The sequence below is a fragment of the Bacillus sp. AMCV2 genome (assembly GCF_056033925.1).
The window spans coordinates 3433745-3450031 of record NZ_JBVYIB010000002.1 but is presented as its reverse complement, the minus strand read 5'-3'; the positions used below and the strand labels follow the sequence as shown (position 1 = coordinate 3450031).

The window sequence follows — 16287 nt, the reverse complement described above, 5'->3', positions numbered from 1 at the left end:
GATTTCCAAATTAAGCAGACAAACCCTATTAAGGGGCTTAAAGGCATCCTTAAGCAATAACTGAATCTACATAGGTTAGAAGCTTTATTGGAGTCTGATACGCCAGAAATCAAAGAAAAGGAAGTCTTTGATTTCAAAAACATATACACATGGAGGTATTTTTCACATGAGAATCAACCACAATATTGCAGCGCTTAACACACTAAACCGTTTGTCTTCAAACAACAGTGCGAGCTCAAAAAACATGGAGAAACTTTCTTCTGGTCTTCGCATCAACCGTGCGGGAGATGACGCAGCGGGTCTTGCGATTTCTGAAAAAATGAGAGGACAAATCAGAGGTCTTGAAATGGCTTCTAAAAACTCTCAAGACGGTATTTCTCTTATCCAAACAGCTGAGGGTGCATTGACTGAAACCCATGCAATCCTTCAACGTATGCGTGAACTTACTGTTCAAGCAGGAAACACAGGTACACAGCAAACTGAAGATTTAACTGCAATTAAAGATGAAATGGATGCTTTAACTGAAGAGATCGATGGAATTTCTCAACGTACTGAATTTAACGGAAAAAAACTTTTAGACGGTAGTGAAACAGCAGGATTTACATTCCAAATTGGTGCAAATGCTGGCCAAAATATTAATGTTACAATTGGTAACATGGATGCAACAACTTTAGGAGTAAAAGGTATCGATGTTTCAGCAGATGATTTTAGTTTTGACACTGAGATTGTTAAAATCGATAGTGCAATTACAAGTGTTTCAAACCAACGTGCTAAACTTGGTGCGGTACAAAACCGTCTAGAGCACACAATCAATAACTTAAGCGCTTCTGGTGAAAACCTGACTGCTGCTGAGTCTCGTATTCGTGACGTTGACATGGCGAAAGAAATGAGCGATTTCACAAAAAACAACATTCTTTCTCAAGCTTCTCAAGCGATGCTTGCTCAAGCAAACCAACAGCCGCAAAACGTGCTTCAATTGTTACGTTAATTTTGAACGGCTATCTCTTTCTGTTAGTTACAGCTTGCCGACAGAGTCCATTAACTGGATGTGCCGGCAGGCTTTTTTTGTTACAATCATTTTGTGACAGCCAGGGAATCACTTGTTTTTTCAAAACAAAAAAGGCAAGATATTGTCATCTAACCTTTAACTTTGTTTCAGTTATAATGAATGATATGTTTTCCGCAATTACAAAGTCTTCTTATACAGCTGCTTACTTACACTCATTAAATCTTGAACAATATGCGTGTTGCTGCTGTCGAGCAGCACTTTTATATATTGGATATCGTGAGAGATCGGGAAGGGTCCGTGAATCTGCTCAAGCTCGGCGATCATTTCACGATTCATTCTTTTTTGTTCATGAATCAGCTTTAACACTGATTCTTGTGTTACTGTATAGTCACTGGGATCTTTCTCCATTGCTTGTCCAGCCTCCTTGGTTGCCGTAAGCTTTTTACATATTGTAATCGGTATAGCCGGAAGATTCTACTTCTAAAACTTTTTAAAATCCAATTTCCGTAAATCGGAGCATGTCTAAAGAATGAATTTGAAACCTGAAGAGATTTTAAACGTATAAATAAGTAAAACGTCCCTGATCTTTTGTCATGGACAATCTACAATAGGAGTGTGGAATGAATTGAACCGTAATCAAGCTATTATTGCATCACTTTGTTATTTCAGTGTGTTCATTGCGCCAATCATTGTGCCGATTGTCGCTTATTTTGTTGTAAATGAGAAAGAAACAAAACGCCATGCGATACGCTCTCTTATTTCTCACATTGTTCCGTTTGTCGGCTGGCTGTTCCTTTTTATTGCTTTACTTGGCGGAGCCGTTGCGATTGATGGAGACAGCTTGCTTCCTGTATTTGTAATCATTGGGGGAGCGGTTATTTATTTCTTAGTTGTCATTGGCATTATCATTTGGAATGTGATTCAGGGCATTAAGGTCCTGCGTGCAGCATAAGTAGACAATGGGGAGGAGATCGTAATGAAGCAAGAAAAGGAACGAATCCTTAAGCTTGTTGAGGAAGGAAAGCTTACAGCACAAGAAGCTTTGACACTGATTGAAAAGCTTGACAGCGACTACAAGGAAAAAGAAGAGAAAATCACAGCGCTCTCAGTTCACGTTCATGACGAGGAAGAGCCATTTACAACGGCAAAAAAAGAAAGCGGCAAGCCGTCTTTAGGAGCCAAGCTGTTTGACTGGATTGATTCTGCTGTGAAAAAGGTCAAGGAAGTTGACCTTGATTTAAACTTTGGCCATGCGTATGATGTTCAGCACATTTTTCAATTTAAAGATACTGACTTTTCCAGTGTTGAGCTTCAAATTGCCAATGGCAGCGTGAATATCGTCCCTTGGGAAGATGACGATATCAGAGCGGAATGCCAGGCGAAGGTATATCGCGCTGACAGCCAGGATGCGGCGAGACACGCATTTCTTCAGCATATTGAATGTGAAATCAAAGGTAATAAATTTTTTATCCGTACTGAGAAAAAGACGATGAAAACGAATGTCACTTTGTATATTCCTCAGAAGGAGTATGATAAGATTCGAGTGAAGCTGTTTAACGGTCCGGTCAGAGGGGAACATTTACATGTAAAAGAGTTCTCAGCGAAAACGACAAACGGCGTGTTGTCGTTCTCGCACTTAACAGCCGAAAAAGCCATAGCTGAAACGGCCAACGGGCAAATTAAGCTCGCCAGCCACAGCTGCGGAACGATAGAAGCGGAAACCATTAACGGATTGATCGATCTCCGAGGGAAAAGCGAATCCATTGACGTTCAAAGCTTTAACGGAAATATTGCGATTAACGTTACAGAATCGGACTGCCGCTCCATTTATGCAAAAACAACGACTGGAAGTGTGGAGCTTGCGATTCCGGACGATCTCGCAGTGAAGGCAGAGCTGAAAAGCAATCTTGGTTCGCTGTCCCATGAATTAATGGATGTTGAGATGCTGAAGGAAAAAAATGATACCATTCAAAAAGAAATGATGTTCACTTCAAATCAGGCACATGATCAAAACATCACCGTCTTCTCAGAATCACTAACAGGCGCCATCAAACTAAAGTACTCACAGAGGTGATCGAATGAATAAGCTTTATCGCTCAGAAAAAAATAAGAAAATCGCCGGTGTTATCGGAGGTCTCGCGGAATATTTCAATTGGGACGCATCACTCCTCAGAGTCATAACTGTCATCTTAGCCATTATGACAAGTGTCTTCCCGGTTTTGCTCATTTATATCATTTGGATTTTTATCGTCCCGTCAGAAAGGGATATGAAATGACATGGTAAAATGGGCAGTCAGCATTTTAGTCAATGCATTGTTATTAATCGTCATTGATGGATATATTGACTCCATCCATATCAGCAGCATTGGGGCAGCGATTATCGCCAGCCTCATTTTATCGATCTTAAACGTGCTGATTAAACCGCTTTTAATTATCTTTACACTGCCGGTCACCATGGTGACGCTTGGACTCTTCTTGTTTGTGATTAACGCCATCACGCTTATGATGACCGCGTCCATTATGGGTGACAGTTTTCAAATCGACGGCTTCGGCACAGCGATATGGGCATCCGTTATCCTGTCGGTCTTCCATTTGCTGATTCAAAAAGGCATTTTAGAGCCTCTTAGAAAAAAATAAAAAAAGCTGCCCGCAAAGGCAGCTTTTTTACATGTTCTGCAGCCTCCTTAAAAAATTGTGAAGTGAAGTGTTCGCTTTTTGTCAGCAGTCCCGCGTATATGTCGTATACCATCTGCTTTGTCAGATTGGATATTGTTTAAAAATGAACTCATAAGCTTCCCTGTTCAGACGCAAAATACATGAAAAGGGAGGTGCTTTGATGAGGAAATACACGGTTATTGCTTCTATATTACTGTCTTTTCTTTCCGTTTTGTCTGGCGGCCATCATGAATCGAAAGCTTTTCCTGTTGTACAGCAGGAACTATTTCAAACGCCTCATTACATACCCTTGCTTGAAAATCCTCCTCAAATTGATGTGAAAGCTGAAATGAGAAACAATCTAATGATTGAGGCTCAAGTTCGCGATAATTCGTATCAAGCATTTTCCGCCTTTCTTTTTTATAAACAAAGTAATGAGCTGGGCTACAAAATGGTGCCGATGGACCCGACCCCCGGAGCGGTCCGCAAGTTTTTGGCACAAATTCCGAAACGTTTGATTTGGAACAGCGAGCTTGAGTATTACATTGTGATGTCGAATGGGAAGCAGCGGGTGAAGTCGGAGACGAAGAAACTGAAGCTTGAAGGATACCAGGCTGACCTTGCCCATATTCCGGAGCTTCTGATCACAGAGCTGGCGGTTGATACGAAGAACATAGGACGCGCAGACGGTTATGAATTTATTGAGATTTTTAATACGACTGACAGAACGATTGATTTTAAAGACTACCATATCCGTTACCGCTACCCAAAAGAAGGGCCTGACTCCGATCTGATTTGGAGGCCTGATGAAAGGATCTTGATACCATCCGGCGAAACGTTTGTCGTCTGGCTGAAGCCTGCCGGGCATCCAGAATTGACGTCAGAGGATTTCAATCGTTATTATCAGACACAACTAAAAGAAGGAAAAAATCTCGCGGTGATAGACGAGACAGAGGGTATGGCCAATACGAGGCCGCGGGCCGTTGTGATATCAACGAATACAGGAAAGGACATTTCGGTTGCGCATTATCGGAAACATGCGCTGCGCCGGCTGTCATCAGTGCTTTATAAGTATCCGCTGAACGGAACCGCAGAACTTCTGAACATTTCAATCGGGGAAAAGAATCCGTCTCCTGGAACCGTATTACAGGCACAGGTGCCCGAGCAGAAACGGAAAATCAAGCTCGATAAAGAAAAGCCGGTCATTGAGGATTTGACTGACCGCAAGCCTGTCCGCCCTGCTGAAAGCATTGAGCTGCGGGCTGACATACGGGACCGAAGTCTAGTGAAAACAGCGGCCTTTTACTACCGGACGGATGAGAACAAACCGTTTAAGCGAATTCTTGCTGAAAAAGACCGCAACGATAATCTCTACCATTATATTGTGTATTCGCCTGAATTGATCGGGAAGGATCAGCTAGAGTATTATGTGGCGGCCGGGGACGGGATCAATGAAGCGAGAACGCCGGTCAAAATGATTGATATTAAACAAACAAGCAAGTCGCACGGCCTGCGGATGAATATTGAAAACAGAGACACGCTGTCGGGAACTCAGTTTCTCAAAGCCACGACAGAAGGGCGAGCTGACCGCATTAAGCTATGGGTTGACGGGAAAAAACAAGTGACAGAGCCCGCGATGGAAAAAGAAGTATATTTTGCATTCGATACGAGGAAAACGAACCTTTATTTTAAAAACGCGGTAACGATGGAAGGCAAAGTGCTGAAGGTGTTCGATGATACAACAAATAAATACCGCACCTATTCTGTTCCATTGCCAGAGACACTGCTTCGGAAAGGGAAGCAGCTGCAGCGTATTACAATACGATCGGGTTCGAAGGTGTCTCCGTTTGATACGGCTGAAAACCGTGATGACTTCTTAGTCAAAAACGCCCGATTGGTGTTATCGGATGGAACGGTGATCAGGGATCAGAGGGTGTCCCCTGAGAAGGAACTTTTTATTGGCGATAATCAGCGCTCGAATAAAAGCTGGCAATTCCAGTTCAATCTGCCTGACGGACTGTTTACATCACAGCTGCTGGAGTGGGATACATCAAAGCTTTCTGAAGGCGCTCACCATATTCAAGCAAGCGACGGCAAGGAAAATGTCAGCCTGGTTGTACGGGTAGATAATTCAGGACCTCACATTGAGCCGAATATCACCGAGGGGCAAACGTATAAAGGAAACCTTATTCTGCAGGCGGATATGTATGATAAATGGAGCAAAATTGAGGAAGCGGAAGCGTCTTTAGATGGAGAAAGCGTTACACTCCCATATCATACGTCATCTTCTGACCTTTTGCCGGGAAAACATTCTCTAAAAGTGACAGCAACGGATCTCGCGGGCAATAAAACAGTGATTGAGAGGATATTTAAAACCGAACGAGAGCATCCGGACCAGCCGGAGGTTATAGACAGCGAAGCCGACACGCATAAGGCCAAGCTTTCTGTACGGGTGAAAGATCCGACGAATGATGCCATGGATGTTGGTTTTTATAGGGGATTTCAATATACAGCGCGCAATCATGTGAAAATATTTAAGCACGCGTCACTGACTGAACCGCCGAAAAGCTTTGTGCCGGAAAGGGAGACCCCATTTACGAATAAAGAATTGGAGCGGGTATCAGCTGTTGATGGAAAAACAGTATCGACAGAAAACAAAGAGCTTTTCCCTTATCATCGCTTTGAAGTGACGGTTGATCCATCAATTGATGAGAATGATCTGGCTGAAGCAGTCTGGAAGGGCAGTTCTTTGCCGGGGAGAAAGGTGACGATGTATGCTTGGAATTATCGGACAAACGAATGGCAGCCAGTTGACAGCTTCGTCGCGAAGGATGACAAACCGTTTACGCTGAAAGCGTCTGTGATTGCCGCCGATTTTGTACGGGAGTCGAAAATGAATGTGATTGTACAGGATGAAATTCCCCCTGCGAAGGATATGTACACATTTGTCTGGATGTCTGATACACAGTATTACGCCGAAAGCTATCCGCATATTTTTGATAAACAGACCGAATGGATAAAAGATAATCAAAAGCAGCTCAATATCAAATATGTGTTCCACACGGGTGATATTGTAGATGATTCCGCTGATATCAGACAGTGGAAAAACGCTGATCGGTCAATGTCCGTTCTGGATAAGAGCGGAATTCCTTACGGCGTGCTGGCCGGCAACCACGATGTCGGGCATAAGGACGGCTCCTACAGGGCGTTTGGCAAATATTTTGGCAGCGATCGTTTTGATAAAAAATTGCATTATGGCGGTTCCTATAAAAACAACCGCGGACATTATGACCTGATTTCTAGCAACGGCAATGATTATATCATGCTGTACATGGGATGGGGCATTACGGATGAAGACATCGCGTGGATGAATCAGGTGTTGAAGAAACACCCTGACCGGATGGCAATTTTAGCTTTTCATGAGTATTTGCTGGTCAGCGGAAACAGAAGCCCAATCGGAGAGAAAATATTCAAAGAAATCGTAAAGCCGAACCCGAATGTCGTGATGGTGTTGAGCGGGCATTATCATAGTGCGATGAGAAAAACAGATGAGCTGGATGATGATGGTGATGGGAAACCGGATCGTCTTGTGCATCAAATGCTGGCCGATTATCAGGGCGGGCCAGAAGGCGGTCAAGGGTATTTGCGTTTGCTTCAATTTGACCAGACCAATGACATGGTGCACGTATCGACGTATTCTCCGTATGTAAAGGATAAGAATTACTATGATACGGATATCTATGGCAACAAGGATGAATTTTCCCTTTCGCTTGATTTGAAGCCAAGAATCAAAAAGGTGGAAACGGATTATTTTGAATGTAACGTATATACCAATGAAGAGCTCGGAAAACGGGAGCAAGTGAAGAGCGGGGATACAGCTGAATTCCGCTGGGATCATCTTGAACCGCAGTCTGTTTATTATTGGTACATTATAGTGGAAGACAGTTTTAACGGCAAAACGAAATCACCGATCTGGAAGTTCAAGACGAAAAAAGAAACATATCGTCCGGCACCAGACCAGTTTGATTTTCGCCATGTCTCCAATCCTTAAAAAGGGTTGGAGGCTTTTTTTATGAAAGACGATCCATATAGTGGACAAATGTATAACGGTCGCCTCTGTATACGGATTTTGCATGCTCAAAAGCAGTTCCGTTCTGCAGATATGTTGTTCGTTTGATTAATAGGACCGGCGCTCCCTTTTGAATACCAAGAATGTTCGCTTCTTCCGTGGTGGCAGCGCTTGGCTCAAGCTCCTGTTTTGCACGGGAAATCGGTATGCTGTTGTACCTTTCAATATGATCATAGATCGACGACTGAAAATGCGATTCGTTCAATTCACCCGCAAGCTCAAGCGGAATATGTGAGGACTCAATCGCCATTGGAATATCATTTGCCAGCCGCACCCGAGTGATTTTATGGATAGAGGAGGGGTGCCCGCAGCCTAATATAGCCGCGAGCTCCTCAGTTGAATCAATAAGCTGATAATCAATGAGCCTGCTGCCCGGTGTCATCCCGCGGCTTTTCATATCCTCGGTAAAGCTTGTCAGCCCTTGAAGTGCTTGTTCCATTTTTGGCTTGCTGACAAAGGTGCCCCGCCCTTTCAGGCGATAGAGCAAGCCTTCATTAACTAAATTAGAAAGCGCCTGGCGAACTGTCATCCGGCTGATCCCGAATTGTTCGGCATATTCGCGCTCCGAAGGAAGAGGCATATCCGGCTGCAGCTCTCCGCTCTTAATTTGTTTTTTTAATTGCTCCATAATCTGATAATAAATTGGAATAGGCGATTGTTTATTGATATTCATAAGTCAGCATGTTCCTTTCAAGGTCTTAATGACGCGGCTTCACGATCAATCAAAACCGTAACATCGGAATGCAGGTGCAAAGCAGATGCGGGAAAATCTTCGCTTATGTTTCCTTCTAACAGCTTACGAACAGCTTCCGCTTTGCTTTTTCCAGAAATAAGCAGCAGAATGCGCTTGCTTGAGAGTATCGTTTGAATTCCCATTGTGAGCGCTTTTTTCGGCACGCTGTCTATAGAAGGAAAATATCTGGCATTCGCTTGGCGGGTTTGCTCATTTAATGTCACAACATGAGTTCGCGACTTGAAAGACGTTCCCGGTTCGTTAAAGCCGATGTGTCCGTTTCGGCCGATGCCGAGAACCTGAATGTCAGTGCCGCCGAGGGACTCGACTAGCTGTTCATACCGTCTGCATTCGGCTTCCAAATCGTCTGCATTTCCATTCGGAATAAAATGCCGGCTAGGCTTGCTATCGATATGCTGAAATAAACGGTCATTCATATAGAAGTGATAGCTGTTCGGGTCATCGCTTGAAAGTCCGGCGTACTCATCCAAATTAACTGTAGTGACGTTTTGAAATGAGAGATTCTCAGTTTGGTGCAGGCGGATCAGCTCGCGATACGTGCCTTCCGGTGTGCCGCCCGTCGCTAACCCGAGAACGGCATCAGGTTTTTCTTTGATTGTATCTGCCGTTATTCTGGCTGCTTTTTGGCTTAGCTCTTCATATGTTTGACATTCCATTACTTTCATATCTGGTCAGCCTCCTTGGATATAAATGCAATGTTTCCGCGGCAAATGGTGAGAATCACCTCGCAATCACTGCTGACAATCACCAAATCTGCATCTTTTCCCACAGTCACACTGCCTTTTCGGTCAAAGATGCCCAGCTGTTTGGCCGCGTTTGCAGAAGTTATATTAGCTATATCCGTCCAAGAGCAATTTGTAAACTCACGCATATGCCGTGCGCCTTCGTTCATTTTGAGGATCGAACCGGCAAGGGTTCCGTCTGAAAGAAGAGCTGTTCGTCCTCTTACCGTCACACTTTGGCCGCCGAACTCATATACGCCGTCTTTCAGGCCTTTTGCCCTCATGGAATCGGTAATTAAAATGAGCTTGCTGCTGCCTTTCGCCAAAAAAGCAAGCTTTGCAGCTAAAGGATGGGAGTGAATGCCATCGGCGATAAGCTCTGTCACAAACCCATCATGGGCCAGCGCCGTTCCGATCACTCCGGGCTCTCGGTGATGAAACGGGCTCATCGCGTTGTACAGATGAGTCATATGGCTCGCCCCTGCTTTTGCGGCATCCGACAGCAATGCGGAATCGGCATCCGTGTGCCCCATGGACGCGATAATCGATTCGTCTTTCAAATGGCGGATCAGTTCAAAATGCTGATCCTCCTCCGGCGCAAGTGTAACAATTTTGATCAGTCCGCCCGCCTCCTGCTGCCACTTTTTGAAAAGCGCAACATCCGAAGGCCTAATCCACTCCTTTGGCTGCGCTCCGGCTCTTTTAGGCGAAACAAAGGGGCCCTCTAAATGAATGCCGAGCAGTTCTGCACCTAATAAAGAGGACTCTTCAGCCGCTTTCCACTCTCTTGCGTTCACCAAAGCTTGAGAAATGTTCCCATGTTCCTGGGTAATCGTTGTGGCTAAAAAGCTCGTCGTGCCTTCTTCGGGAAGTCTTGACGACATGATGTCGAGCGTGGAAAAGCTTGCATCCATCGTATCTGCGCCATAGCCGCCGTGGATATGAATGTCAATCATGCCGGGAAGCAAAACGGAATCCGCAGGTGCTTGAATTTCTTTTGAATATGGCTCCTTGGGCCGTTCTGCTGAAACTGTGCTGATTTTTCCGTCATTGATTCCGACATAGCCGTTTTTAATTACTTCATTTTCTGTCACGATCGCAATGTCTTTGATAAGAAGACTCTCTGCCATAGATGATCCGCCTTTCTGGAATTTGAATACCTTTATTTTACTCTTTTTCAGACTAGTGATCTAGACCAGCTGAGGTGTTTTCCCCCCTTTTATAAAATCTGTTTTAGGTTCAAGCCCGAAAGTGATAAAATGAAAGTATTGTGAGCAAGCTCGGGGCAGCCCGGAACAGGAGGAACATATCGTGGCAAAGGTTCGCACTAAAGACGTAATGGAACAGTTCAATTTGGAATTAATCAGCGGAGAAGAAGGAATTAACCGCCCGATTACAATGAGTGACCTATCAAGACCAGGCATTGAAATTGCCGGATATTTTACATATTACCCGAGAGAGCGCGTGCAGCTTCTCGGAAAAACAGAGCTTTCTTTCTTTGAACAGCTTCCTGAAGAGGAGAAAAAACAGCGAATGGATTCTCTGTGCACTGATGTAACACCAGCTATTATTCTTTCTAGAGATATGCCCATCCCGCAGGAGCTGATTGACGCCTCCGAGAAAAATGGGGTGCCTGTCCTCAGATCGCCGCTAAAAACGACAAGACTGTCAAGCCGTTTAACCAACTTCCTTGAGAGCAGGCTGGCGCCTACCACAGCAATTCATGGCGTTCTTGTCGATATATATGGTGTCGGCGTGCTGATCACAGGAAAAAGCGGCGTCGGAAAAAGCGAAACAGCGCTGGAGCTTGTGAAAAGAGGGCATCGCCTTGTTGCCGATGATTGCGTTGAAATACGGCAGGAGGATCAGGATACTCTTGTGGGAAACGCTCCGGAATTAATTGAGCACCTTCTTGAGATCAGGGGCCTTGGCATTATCAATGTGATGACGCTATTTGGCGCTGGCGCGGTCAGAAGCAATAAACGAATCACGATTGTCATGAATCTTGAACTCTGGGAGCAGGGCAAGCAATACGACCGGCTCGGACTTGAGGAAGAGACCATGAAAATCATTGATACAGAAATTACAAAACTGACGATTCCCGTCCGTCCAGGCCGAAATCTTGCAGTCATCATCGAAGTGGCAGCAATGAACTTCAGATTGAAGCGGATGGGGCTGAATGCCGCTGAACAATTTACCAACAAGCTGGCGGATGTCATTGAAGACGGTGAACAAGGAGAATAGGAGTTGGCGTTAAATGAATGAAGCGATAGAACCACTCAATCCGATAGCTTTTCAGTTGGGGCCGTTAGCCGTCCATTGGTACGGAATCATTATCGGTCTCGGCGCTTTGCTCGGGCTGTGGATTGCGATGAGGGAAAGTGAAAAGCGGGGGCTGCAGAAAGATACGTTTATTGATCTTGTCCTGTTTGCCATTCCAATTGCGATTATTTGCGCACGAATTTATTACGTTGCCTTTGAATGGGATTATTATGCGGCACATCCGGGAGAAATCATTAAGATTTGGAAGGGCGGCATTGCCATTCATGGCGGATTAATCGGCGCCATTTTAACGGGTTATGTGTTTTCGAGAGTGAAAAACCTTTCGTTCTGGAAGCTTGCGGATATTGCCGCGCCAAGCATTTTGCTCGGCCAGGCGATCGGCCGCTGGGGGAACTTCATGAATCAGGAAGCGCACGGCGAGGCTGTCAGCAGAGCCTTTTTAGAAAACCTGCACCTGCCTGAATTTATCATCAATCAAATGTACATCAATGGGCAATATTATCATCCTACTTTTTTATATGAATCACTATGGAGTTTTGTCGGCGTCATTGTTTTACTGCTGCTGCGCAGAGCGAATTTGCGTAGAGGCGAGATGTTCTTGATCTATATCATTTGGTATTCAATCGGAAGATACTTTATTGAAGGAATGCGGACTGACAGCTTAATGCTGACTGATTCACTTCGCATCGCTCAGGTGATTTCAATCGTATTGATTGTTTTGGCTGTGGCAGCCATCATCTTCAGACGCGTCAAGGGATACTCGAAGGAGCGGTACGCGGAGTAGACGTCAACAAAGGGGGATGAGGGATGAAGAAGATCTTTCTGGCCGGTCTTGCAGCAGGTCTTCAAACAACATGGACGCTCGGTAAAGTGATTTTCCCGGTAACGCTATTGGTCACTTTGCTTCAGCATACCCCTGTCATGGATTGGCTTGTACGGCTGATCACACCGGTAATGGGTCTCTTCGGGCTTTCTGGTGAAGCGGCCATTCCGCTTGTACTGGGAAATATGCTGAATCTGTATGCGGGAATTGCCGCGATTTTGACATTGGATTTGTCTGTAAAAGAAGTCTTTATTTTAGCTGTTATGCTTTCATTCTGTCATAACTTGATTATCGAATCGACAGTTGCCGCAAAGGTTGGTATCAGAATTGGCGTTATATTGGCGGTGCGCATCGGTTTGGCCGCTGTGTCAGCCATCGTCATCAACCTCATTTGGCATGGTGGACAGGAAACGGCGCAGTACGGTTTTATCACTGCGAAGAGCGCGGCGCCAGACAGCTGGCTGGCAATGCTGGCAGAAGCCTTAACGAAAGCCGGACTTGGTGTTTTGCAGCTGGCGGCAATTGTCATACCGCTGATGATCATCATCCAGTTTTTAAGAGATTTAGGCTGGCTGCTTCGGTTCTCCAGGTGGCTGTCTCCGTTTACGCAGCTGCTTGGCATGAATAAAAATACGTCTATGACGATGGTGGCGGGACTGACGATTGGTCTGGCCTACGGAGCGGGTGTTATGATCAAAGCTGTTGAGGATGACGGCGTGAGCAGGCGGGATATGACATTGGCATTTATATTTCTCGTTGCCTGCCACGCGGTCGTAGAAGATACACTTGTCTTTATTCCGCTCGGCATACCGGTCTGGCCGCTTCTTTTGATTCGTGTCACCACAGCAGTTCTGCTGACAATGGCTATTGCGCACACGTGGAAAAAATGGAAACCCTCAGCGGTTGGAAAGGAAGCAATATGAGTGATAAACAAGTAACGACGATTCTGTTTGATTTAGACGGAACGCTTATTAATACGAATGAATTAATTATCGCGTCCTTTTTGCATACACTGGAGCATTATTATCCGAGCAAGTATAAACGAGAAGATGTCCTTGCATTTATCGGGCCGTCTCTTTTTGAAACTTTCTCCTCGATGGATCCTGAAAAATGCGATGATATGATCGCCATGTACAGAGCGTACAATCATGACATGCATGATTCACTCGTGACTGAATATGAAACGGTATATGAGACCCTGGATGCATTAAAAAAAGCCGGCTTTACATTAGGAATTGTGACAACAAAATTAAGAGATACTGTCAATATGGGCCTCAAGCTCACGGGAATCGGCGAATTCTTTGAAACAGTTGTCACCCTTGATGATGTGACGAATGCAAAGCCTGATCCCGAGCCTGTGCTGTTAGCGCTGAAACAGTTAGGAAGCAAGCCCGAGGAAGCCATTATGGTCGGAGATAATTACCACGATGTGCTGGCAGGCAAAAACGCCGGAACAAAAACCGCAGGAGTCGCATGGACGATTAAAGGGCCGGAAATGCTGGCGAAGCATGAGCCGGATTTTATGCTTGAGAAAATGAGTGATCTATTACAAATTGTTGGAGTGAAGTAATCTGTGAGAAAAACAGATCGTCATCCGGTCTCGGGGGCCAACTCACTGTGGCATGTCTATCAAACGGTACCTTTTTTAAAGGTCGTCAAAAATTTCATTGTCATTCAAATTGCGAGATATACGCCGTTTATAGGGATGAAAAACTGGCTGTACCGTACATTTCTGCGGATGAAGGTTGGAAAACAGACATCCTTTGCCCTCATGGTGATGCCAGATATCATGTTTCCGGAAAAGATCTCAGTCGGAACAAATACAATCATCGGGTACAATACGACCATTCTGACCCATGAGTATTTGATTCACGAATACCGGATCGGCAAAGTTCTGATCGGAGACGAAGTGATGATTGGTGCCAACACGACCATTCTGCCCGGGGTGAAAATAGGAGATGGCGCAGTTGTGTCCGCCGGAACGCTTGTCCATAAGGATGTGCCTGACGGGGCATTTGTCGGCGGAAATCCGATGAGGATCATCTATACGAAGGAAGAAATGCAAGAAAGATTGAAAAAGTCCGCTGAATAAAATCAACGGACTTTTTTGGTTAAAATTGAGTGTTGTTGTTTTCGTAAATATGCTGAACACCAATCCATTTTTGACCGACATTAGAGTAGCGTGTATTTGTCATTCTGACCGTGCTTGTTTTGCTGTCCGTCCGGAATATCGCTTCCTTCATGTTTGTGATGGTGCACTTGTCGATGATCACATCAACGTGGAAGGTTGAACCGCCAAGCTGTCTAATGAACTTCCCGCCATTGTCCGCCGTGAAGTTTTTCACTGTGAATGTACTGGCTTTATTGATTTGGAATATCTTATCTGACGCTTTTTGAGCAGAACCGCCGTCGATCGTCACTTTTCCTTCCTTCTTCACCGTTAACGCATCCTCACCAACATCTTCCCATTTCACATTCTGAATGTTAACGTTTCCATAAGTGTGTACACCATCAGCGGCAGGTGCACCAAGCACCACATTTTTCAGGGTTGCTCCATCCTCCACACGAAAAACAGGGTCTTGGTTTTCTGACTGGCTTCCGTCGCCTAATTCTTTCCCTGCCACAAACCGCTGTCCTTTCCCGTCATATGTTGTATTTTTTGGTACGATAATTGTTTCGTGCACCACTTTGTCTGCTGCAAAAACGGTTGATGGCTGAAACTGGCTGAACCCCATAACCAAACCGAACATAAATAGGATAGACACGAATTTTTTCAATGATAAATCCTCCCCGGATATCTTTCATTTTTTGCAAGAGAAGCGTCAGCGACTTGCACCGGCTTCTCTCACATAGATCGGGGCAAGGCTGAATCTGCTTTAATCATAAAAACAGACAGCCTGAAAGTAAAGACAATTTTGGGTGATAAATGGAAAATGAATCGATCTTACCGATTGAAACTAAAAGCATGAATATTGTCGTATTTGCTCAGGATAGAGCATAGTGAGGCTTTCAGGTGTTTACTTTTGAATAACCACGGCCTGGCTGCCCATTTGTTTCCACGCTTTTTCAAAGCTTGTTCTATCGGTTTTTCTGTTTTTATAGCCATACGGATCATTGAGATACACATATTTATTATCATATCCCGTAACGGCGACGCTGTGTTCGCTGTACGTAATTTCTATCGTTCCGTTTGGCGTTTTCCATGTCTGCATGTTGTCAACTGGCGTAAAGTTGGCTGTCGTAATAACCCAAACTGGATTGCCTTTTTCAAGCTGTTCATAAACAGCAGAAATGCTTTTTCCAGTCAGGTCAGTCACTTTGTCTCCCGCATAGGTTTTCGCCAGCTGATAGATCGGTCGATGGTAGACACCGAGACCAGGGCCATTCGCCATATCCCCGACAAATCCGTCATTTGGATCACCCTTTAATCCGCTGCTGTATGTCAAAGGCACTGTGGCAACCTGATTTGCCAGGGTGTTTTTTGTCACGTCGTATCCCGCGTAATTCAGCACCATCGCAAGGCTTGTTACTTCACAGCCGTTATAGAGCCGGGGTGCGTCCATTTGATTATAAAGGATGACATCCAGCGGTTTTGCGCTTCCCTTCAGCTCCTTTTTGCTATTCGCAGCTGAGTCTGTATCGCTATCAGAAACCACTTTTTTAAGGCTGTTCAAAAAAGGAATATCTATATCTTTTGCATCTATTTTAAGTCCGAAAAAAATAACGCCTGAAAGAATCATCAGGACACATAGAGTTCGCAGTGTTTTCATCTTTATCTCCTTGTTCTCTATTTGATTTGTATTATAGCATGCCAAACATAAAGAATTTGAGATATTACGTACCTTTAATACATTATTCATGAATTTTTCATAATGAGAAGAAGGATATTTGAACTAAAAATATCCTAACTGA

17 protein-coding genes are annotated in these 16287 nt (G+C 44.6%); 11 read left to right on the top strand and 6 right to left on the bottom strand.

What is annotated here, in order from left to right; genetic code table 11:
• Positions 1 to 166 precede the first annotated feature (166 nt).
• Positions 167 to 988 carry a flagellin Hag gene (gene hag, locus AC0OMA_RS17880; RefSeq protein ID WP_046340271.1) on the top strand — a complete coding sequence of 274 codons (822 nt, stop codon included), beginning with the start codon at positions 167 to 169 and terminating at the stop codon, positions 986 to 988.
• Between the two features lie 198 nt (positions 989 to 1186).
• Here hag and AC0OMA_RS17875 read toward each other — a convergent pair whose 3' ends face one another.
• Positions 1187 to 1417, bottom strand: coding sequence for a hypothetical protein (locus AC0OMA_RS17875; protein ID WP_003235419.1), 231 nt, complete (start codon positions 1415 to 1417; stop codon positions 1187 to 1189).
• Between the two features lie 217 nt (positions 1418 to 1634).
• Between AC0OMA_RS17875 and yvlA the strand changes: the two genes are divergently transcribed.
• The 5 genes from yvlA to AC0OMA_RS17850 all read left to right on the top strand — a co-directional run bounded on the left by yvlA (position 1635) and on the right by AC0OMA_RS17850 (position 7715).
• Positions 1635 to 1961, top strand: coding sequence for a protein YvlA (yvlA, locus tag AC0OMA_RS17870; RefSeq protein WP_003244375.1), 327 nt, complete (start codon positions 1635 to 1637; stop codon positions 1959 to 1961).
• 24 nt (positions 1962 to 1985) lie between these two features.
• Positions 1986 to 3083, top strand: a complete 1098-nt coding sequence (locus AC0OMA_RS17865) for a DUF4097 family beta strand repeat-containing protein (protein ID WP_014478112.1) — start codon at positions 1986 to 1988, stop codon at positions 3081 to 3083.
• 4 nt (positions 3084 to 3087) lie between these two features.
• Complete coding sequence (locus AC0OMA_RS17860) at positions 3088 to 3285, top strand: PspC domain-containing protein (protein ID WP_015384763.1); 198 nt, start codon at positions 3088 to 3090, stop codon at positions 3283 to 3285.
• A 1-nt stretch (position 3286) separates the two neighbouring features.
• A complete protein-coding gene (locus tag AC0OMA_RS17855; protein ID WP_003228066.1) occupies positions 3287 to 3646 on the top strand; it encodes a phage holin family protein in 360 nt (119 codons plus the stop codon).
• A gap of 199 nt (positions 3647 to 3845) precedes the next feature.
• Positions 3846 to 7715, top strand: a complete 3870-nt coding sequence (locus tag AC0OMA_RS17850) for a lamin tail domain-containing metallophosphoesterase family protein (protein ID WP_046340270.1) — start codon at positions 3846 to 3848, stop codon at positions 7713 to 7715.
• Between the two features lie 19 nt (positions 7716 to 7734).
• On the opposite strand, the gene nagR is transcribed toward AC0OMA_RS17850, so the two are convergent.
• The 3 genes from nagR to nagA are packed head-to-tail and all read right to left on the bottom strand — an operon-like array spanning position 7735 to position 10399.
• Positions 7735 to 8466, bottom strand: coding sequence for an N-acetylglucosamine utilization transcriptional regulator NagR (gene nagR / locus AC0OMA_RS17845; protein ID WP_322839818.1), 732 nt, complete (start codon positions 8464 to 8466; stop codon positions 7735 to 7737).
• Positions 8467 to 8483: 17 nt separating this feature from the next.
• Positions 8484 to 9212, bottom strand: a complete 729-nt coding sequence (gene nagB / locus AC0OMA_RS17840) for a glucosamine-6-phosphate deaminase (RefSeq protein ID WP_015483755.1) — start codon at positions 9210 to 9212, stop codon at positions 8484 to 8486.
• Positions 9209 to 10399, bottom strand: coding sequence for an N-acetylglucosamine-6-phosphate deacetylase (gene nagA / locus AC0OMA_RS17835; protein ID WP_047183263.1), 1191 nt, complete (start codon positions 10397 to 10399; stop codon positions 9209 to 9211). The genes nagB and nagA overlap by 4 nt, the downstream gene beginning before the upstream one ends.
• A 181-nt stretch (positions 10400 to 10580) precedes the next feature.
• Here nagA and hprK point away from each other — a divergent pair, with 181 nt between their 5' ends.
• Genes hprK through hprF form a run of 5 tightly spaced genes read left to right on the top strand, consistent with a single transcriptional unit; the run spans position 10581 to position 14467 of the window.
• Positions 10581 to 11513 (top strand): HPr(Ser) kinase/phosphatase, encoded by a 933-nt coding sequence (gene hprK / locus AC0OMA_RS17830; RefSeq protein WP_122894771.1) that lies wholly within the window; start codon positions 10581 to 10583, stop codon positions 11511 to 11513.
• A 13-nt stretch (positions 11514 to 11526) separates the two neighbouring features.
• Positions 11527 to 12336, top strand: a complete 810-nt coding sequence (lgt, locus tag AC0OMA_RS17825) for a prolipoprotein diacylglyceryl transferase (RefSeq protein WP_003242661.1) — start codon at positions 11527 to 11529, stop codon at positions 12334 to 12336.
• Positions 12337 to 12359: 23 nt separating this feature from the next.
• A complete protein-coding gene (locus AC0OMA_RS17820; RefSeq protein ID WP_047183261.1) occupies positions 12360 to 13298 on the top strand; it encodes a nucleoside recognition domain-containing protein in 939 nt (312 codons plus the stop codon).
• A complete protein-coding gene (ppaX, locus tag AC0OMA_RS17815) occupies positions 13295 to 13945 on the top strand; it encodes a pyrophosphatase PpaX (protein WP_015483752.1) in 651 nt (216 codons plus the stop codon). The genes AC0OMA_RS17820 and ppaX overlap by 4 nt, the downstream gene beginning before the upstream one ends.
• A gap of 3 nt (positions 13946 to 13948) precedes the next feature.
• Positions 13949 to 14467: a heptaprenylglyceryl phosphate O-acetyltransferase gene (hprF, locus tag AC0OMA_RS17810; RefSeq protein WP_327844855.1), complete on the top strand. Its 519-nt coding sequence runs from the start codon at positions 13949 to 13951 to the stop codon at positions 14465 to 14467.
• A gap of 19 nt (positions 14468 to 14486) precedes the next feature.
• On the opposite strand, the gene pelC is transcribed toward hprF, so the two are convergent.
• Both pelC and AC0OMA_RS17800 read right to left on the bottom strand, forming a co-directional pair.
• Positions 14487 to 15152, bottom strand: a complete 666-nt coding sequence (gene pelC, locus AC0OMA_RS17805) for a pectate/pectin lyase PelC (RefSeq protein WP_041518072.1) — start codon at positions 15150 to 15152, stop codon at positions 14487 to 14489.
• A gap of 240 nt (positions 15153 to 15392) precedes the next feature.
• The gene (locus AC0OMA_RS17800; protein ID WP_474222308.1) at positions 15393 to 16145 is read right to left on the bottom strand and encodes a C39 family peptidase; all 753 of its coding nucleotides are present in this window, start codon (positions 16143 to 16145) and stop codon (positions 15393 to 15395) included.
• Positions 16146 to 16287: the final 142 nt, after the last annotated feature.

Bases quoted from the DNA above. Each gene is read 5' to 3' on its own strand.
- hag (WP_046340271.1), top strand. From the start codon at position 167: ATGAGAATCAACCACAATATTGCAGCGCTTAACACACTAAACCGTTTG.
- AC0OMA_RS17875 (WP_003235419.1), bottom strand. From the start codon at position 1,417: ATGGAGAAAGATCCCAGTGACTATACAGTAACACAAGAATCAGTGTTA.
- AC0OMA_RS17865 (WP_014478112.1), top strand. From the start codon at position 1,986: ATGAAGCAAGAAAAGGAACGAATCCTTAAGCTTGTTGAGGAAGGAAAG.
- AC0OMA_RS17860 (WP_015384763.1), top strand. From the start codon at position 3,088: ATGAATAAGCTTTATCGCTCAGAAAAAAATAAGAAAATCGCCGGTGTT.
- AC0OMA_RS17855 (WP_003228066.1), top strand. From the start codon at position 3,287: ATGGTAAAATGGGCAGTCAGCATTTTAGTCAATGCATTGTTATTAATC.
- AC0OMA_RS17850 (WP_046340270.1), top strand. From the start codon at position 3,846: ATGAGGAAATACACGGTTATTGCTTCTATATTACTGTCTTTTCTTTCC.
- nagR (WP_322839818.1), bottom strand. From the start codon at position 8,466: ATGAATATCAATAAACAATCGCCTATTCCAATTTATTATCAGATTATG.
- nagB (WP_015483755.1), bottom strand. From the start codon at position 9,212: ATGAAAGTAATGGAATGTCAAACATATGAAGAGCTAAGCCAAAAAGCA.
- nagA (WP_047183263.1), bottom strand. From the start codon at position 10,399: ATGGCAGAGAGTCTTCTTATCAAAGACATTGCGATCGTGACAGAAAAT.
- lgt (WP_003242661.1), top strand. From the start codon at position 11,527: ATGAATGAAGCGATAGAACCACTCAATCCGATAGCTTTTCAGTTGGGG.
- AC0OMA_RS17820 (WP_047183261.1), top strand. From the start codon at position 12,360: ATGAAGAAGATCTTTCTGGCCGGTCTTGCAGCAGGTCTTCAAACAACA.
- ppaX (WP_015483752.1), top strand. From the start codon at position 13,295: ATGAGTGATAAACAAGTAACGACGATTCTGTTTGATTTAGACGGAACG.
- AC0OMA_RS17800 (WP_474222308.1), bottom strand. From the start codon at position 16,145: ATGAAAACACTGCGAACTCTATGTGTCCTGATGATTCTTTCAGGCGTT.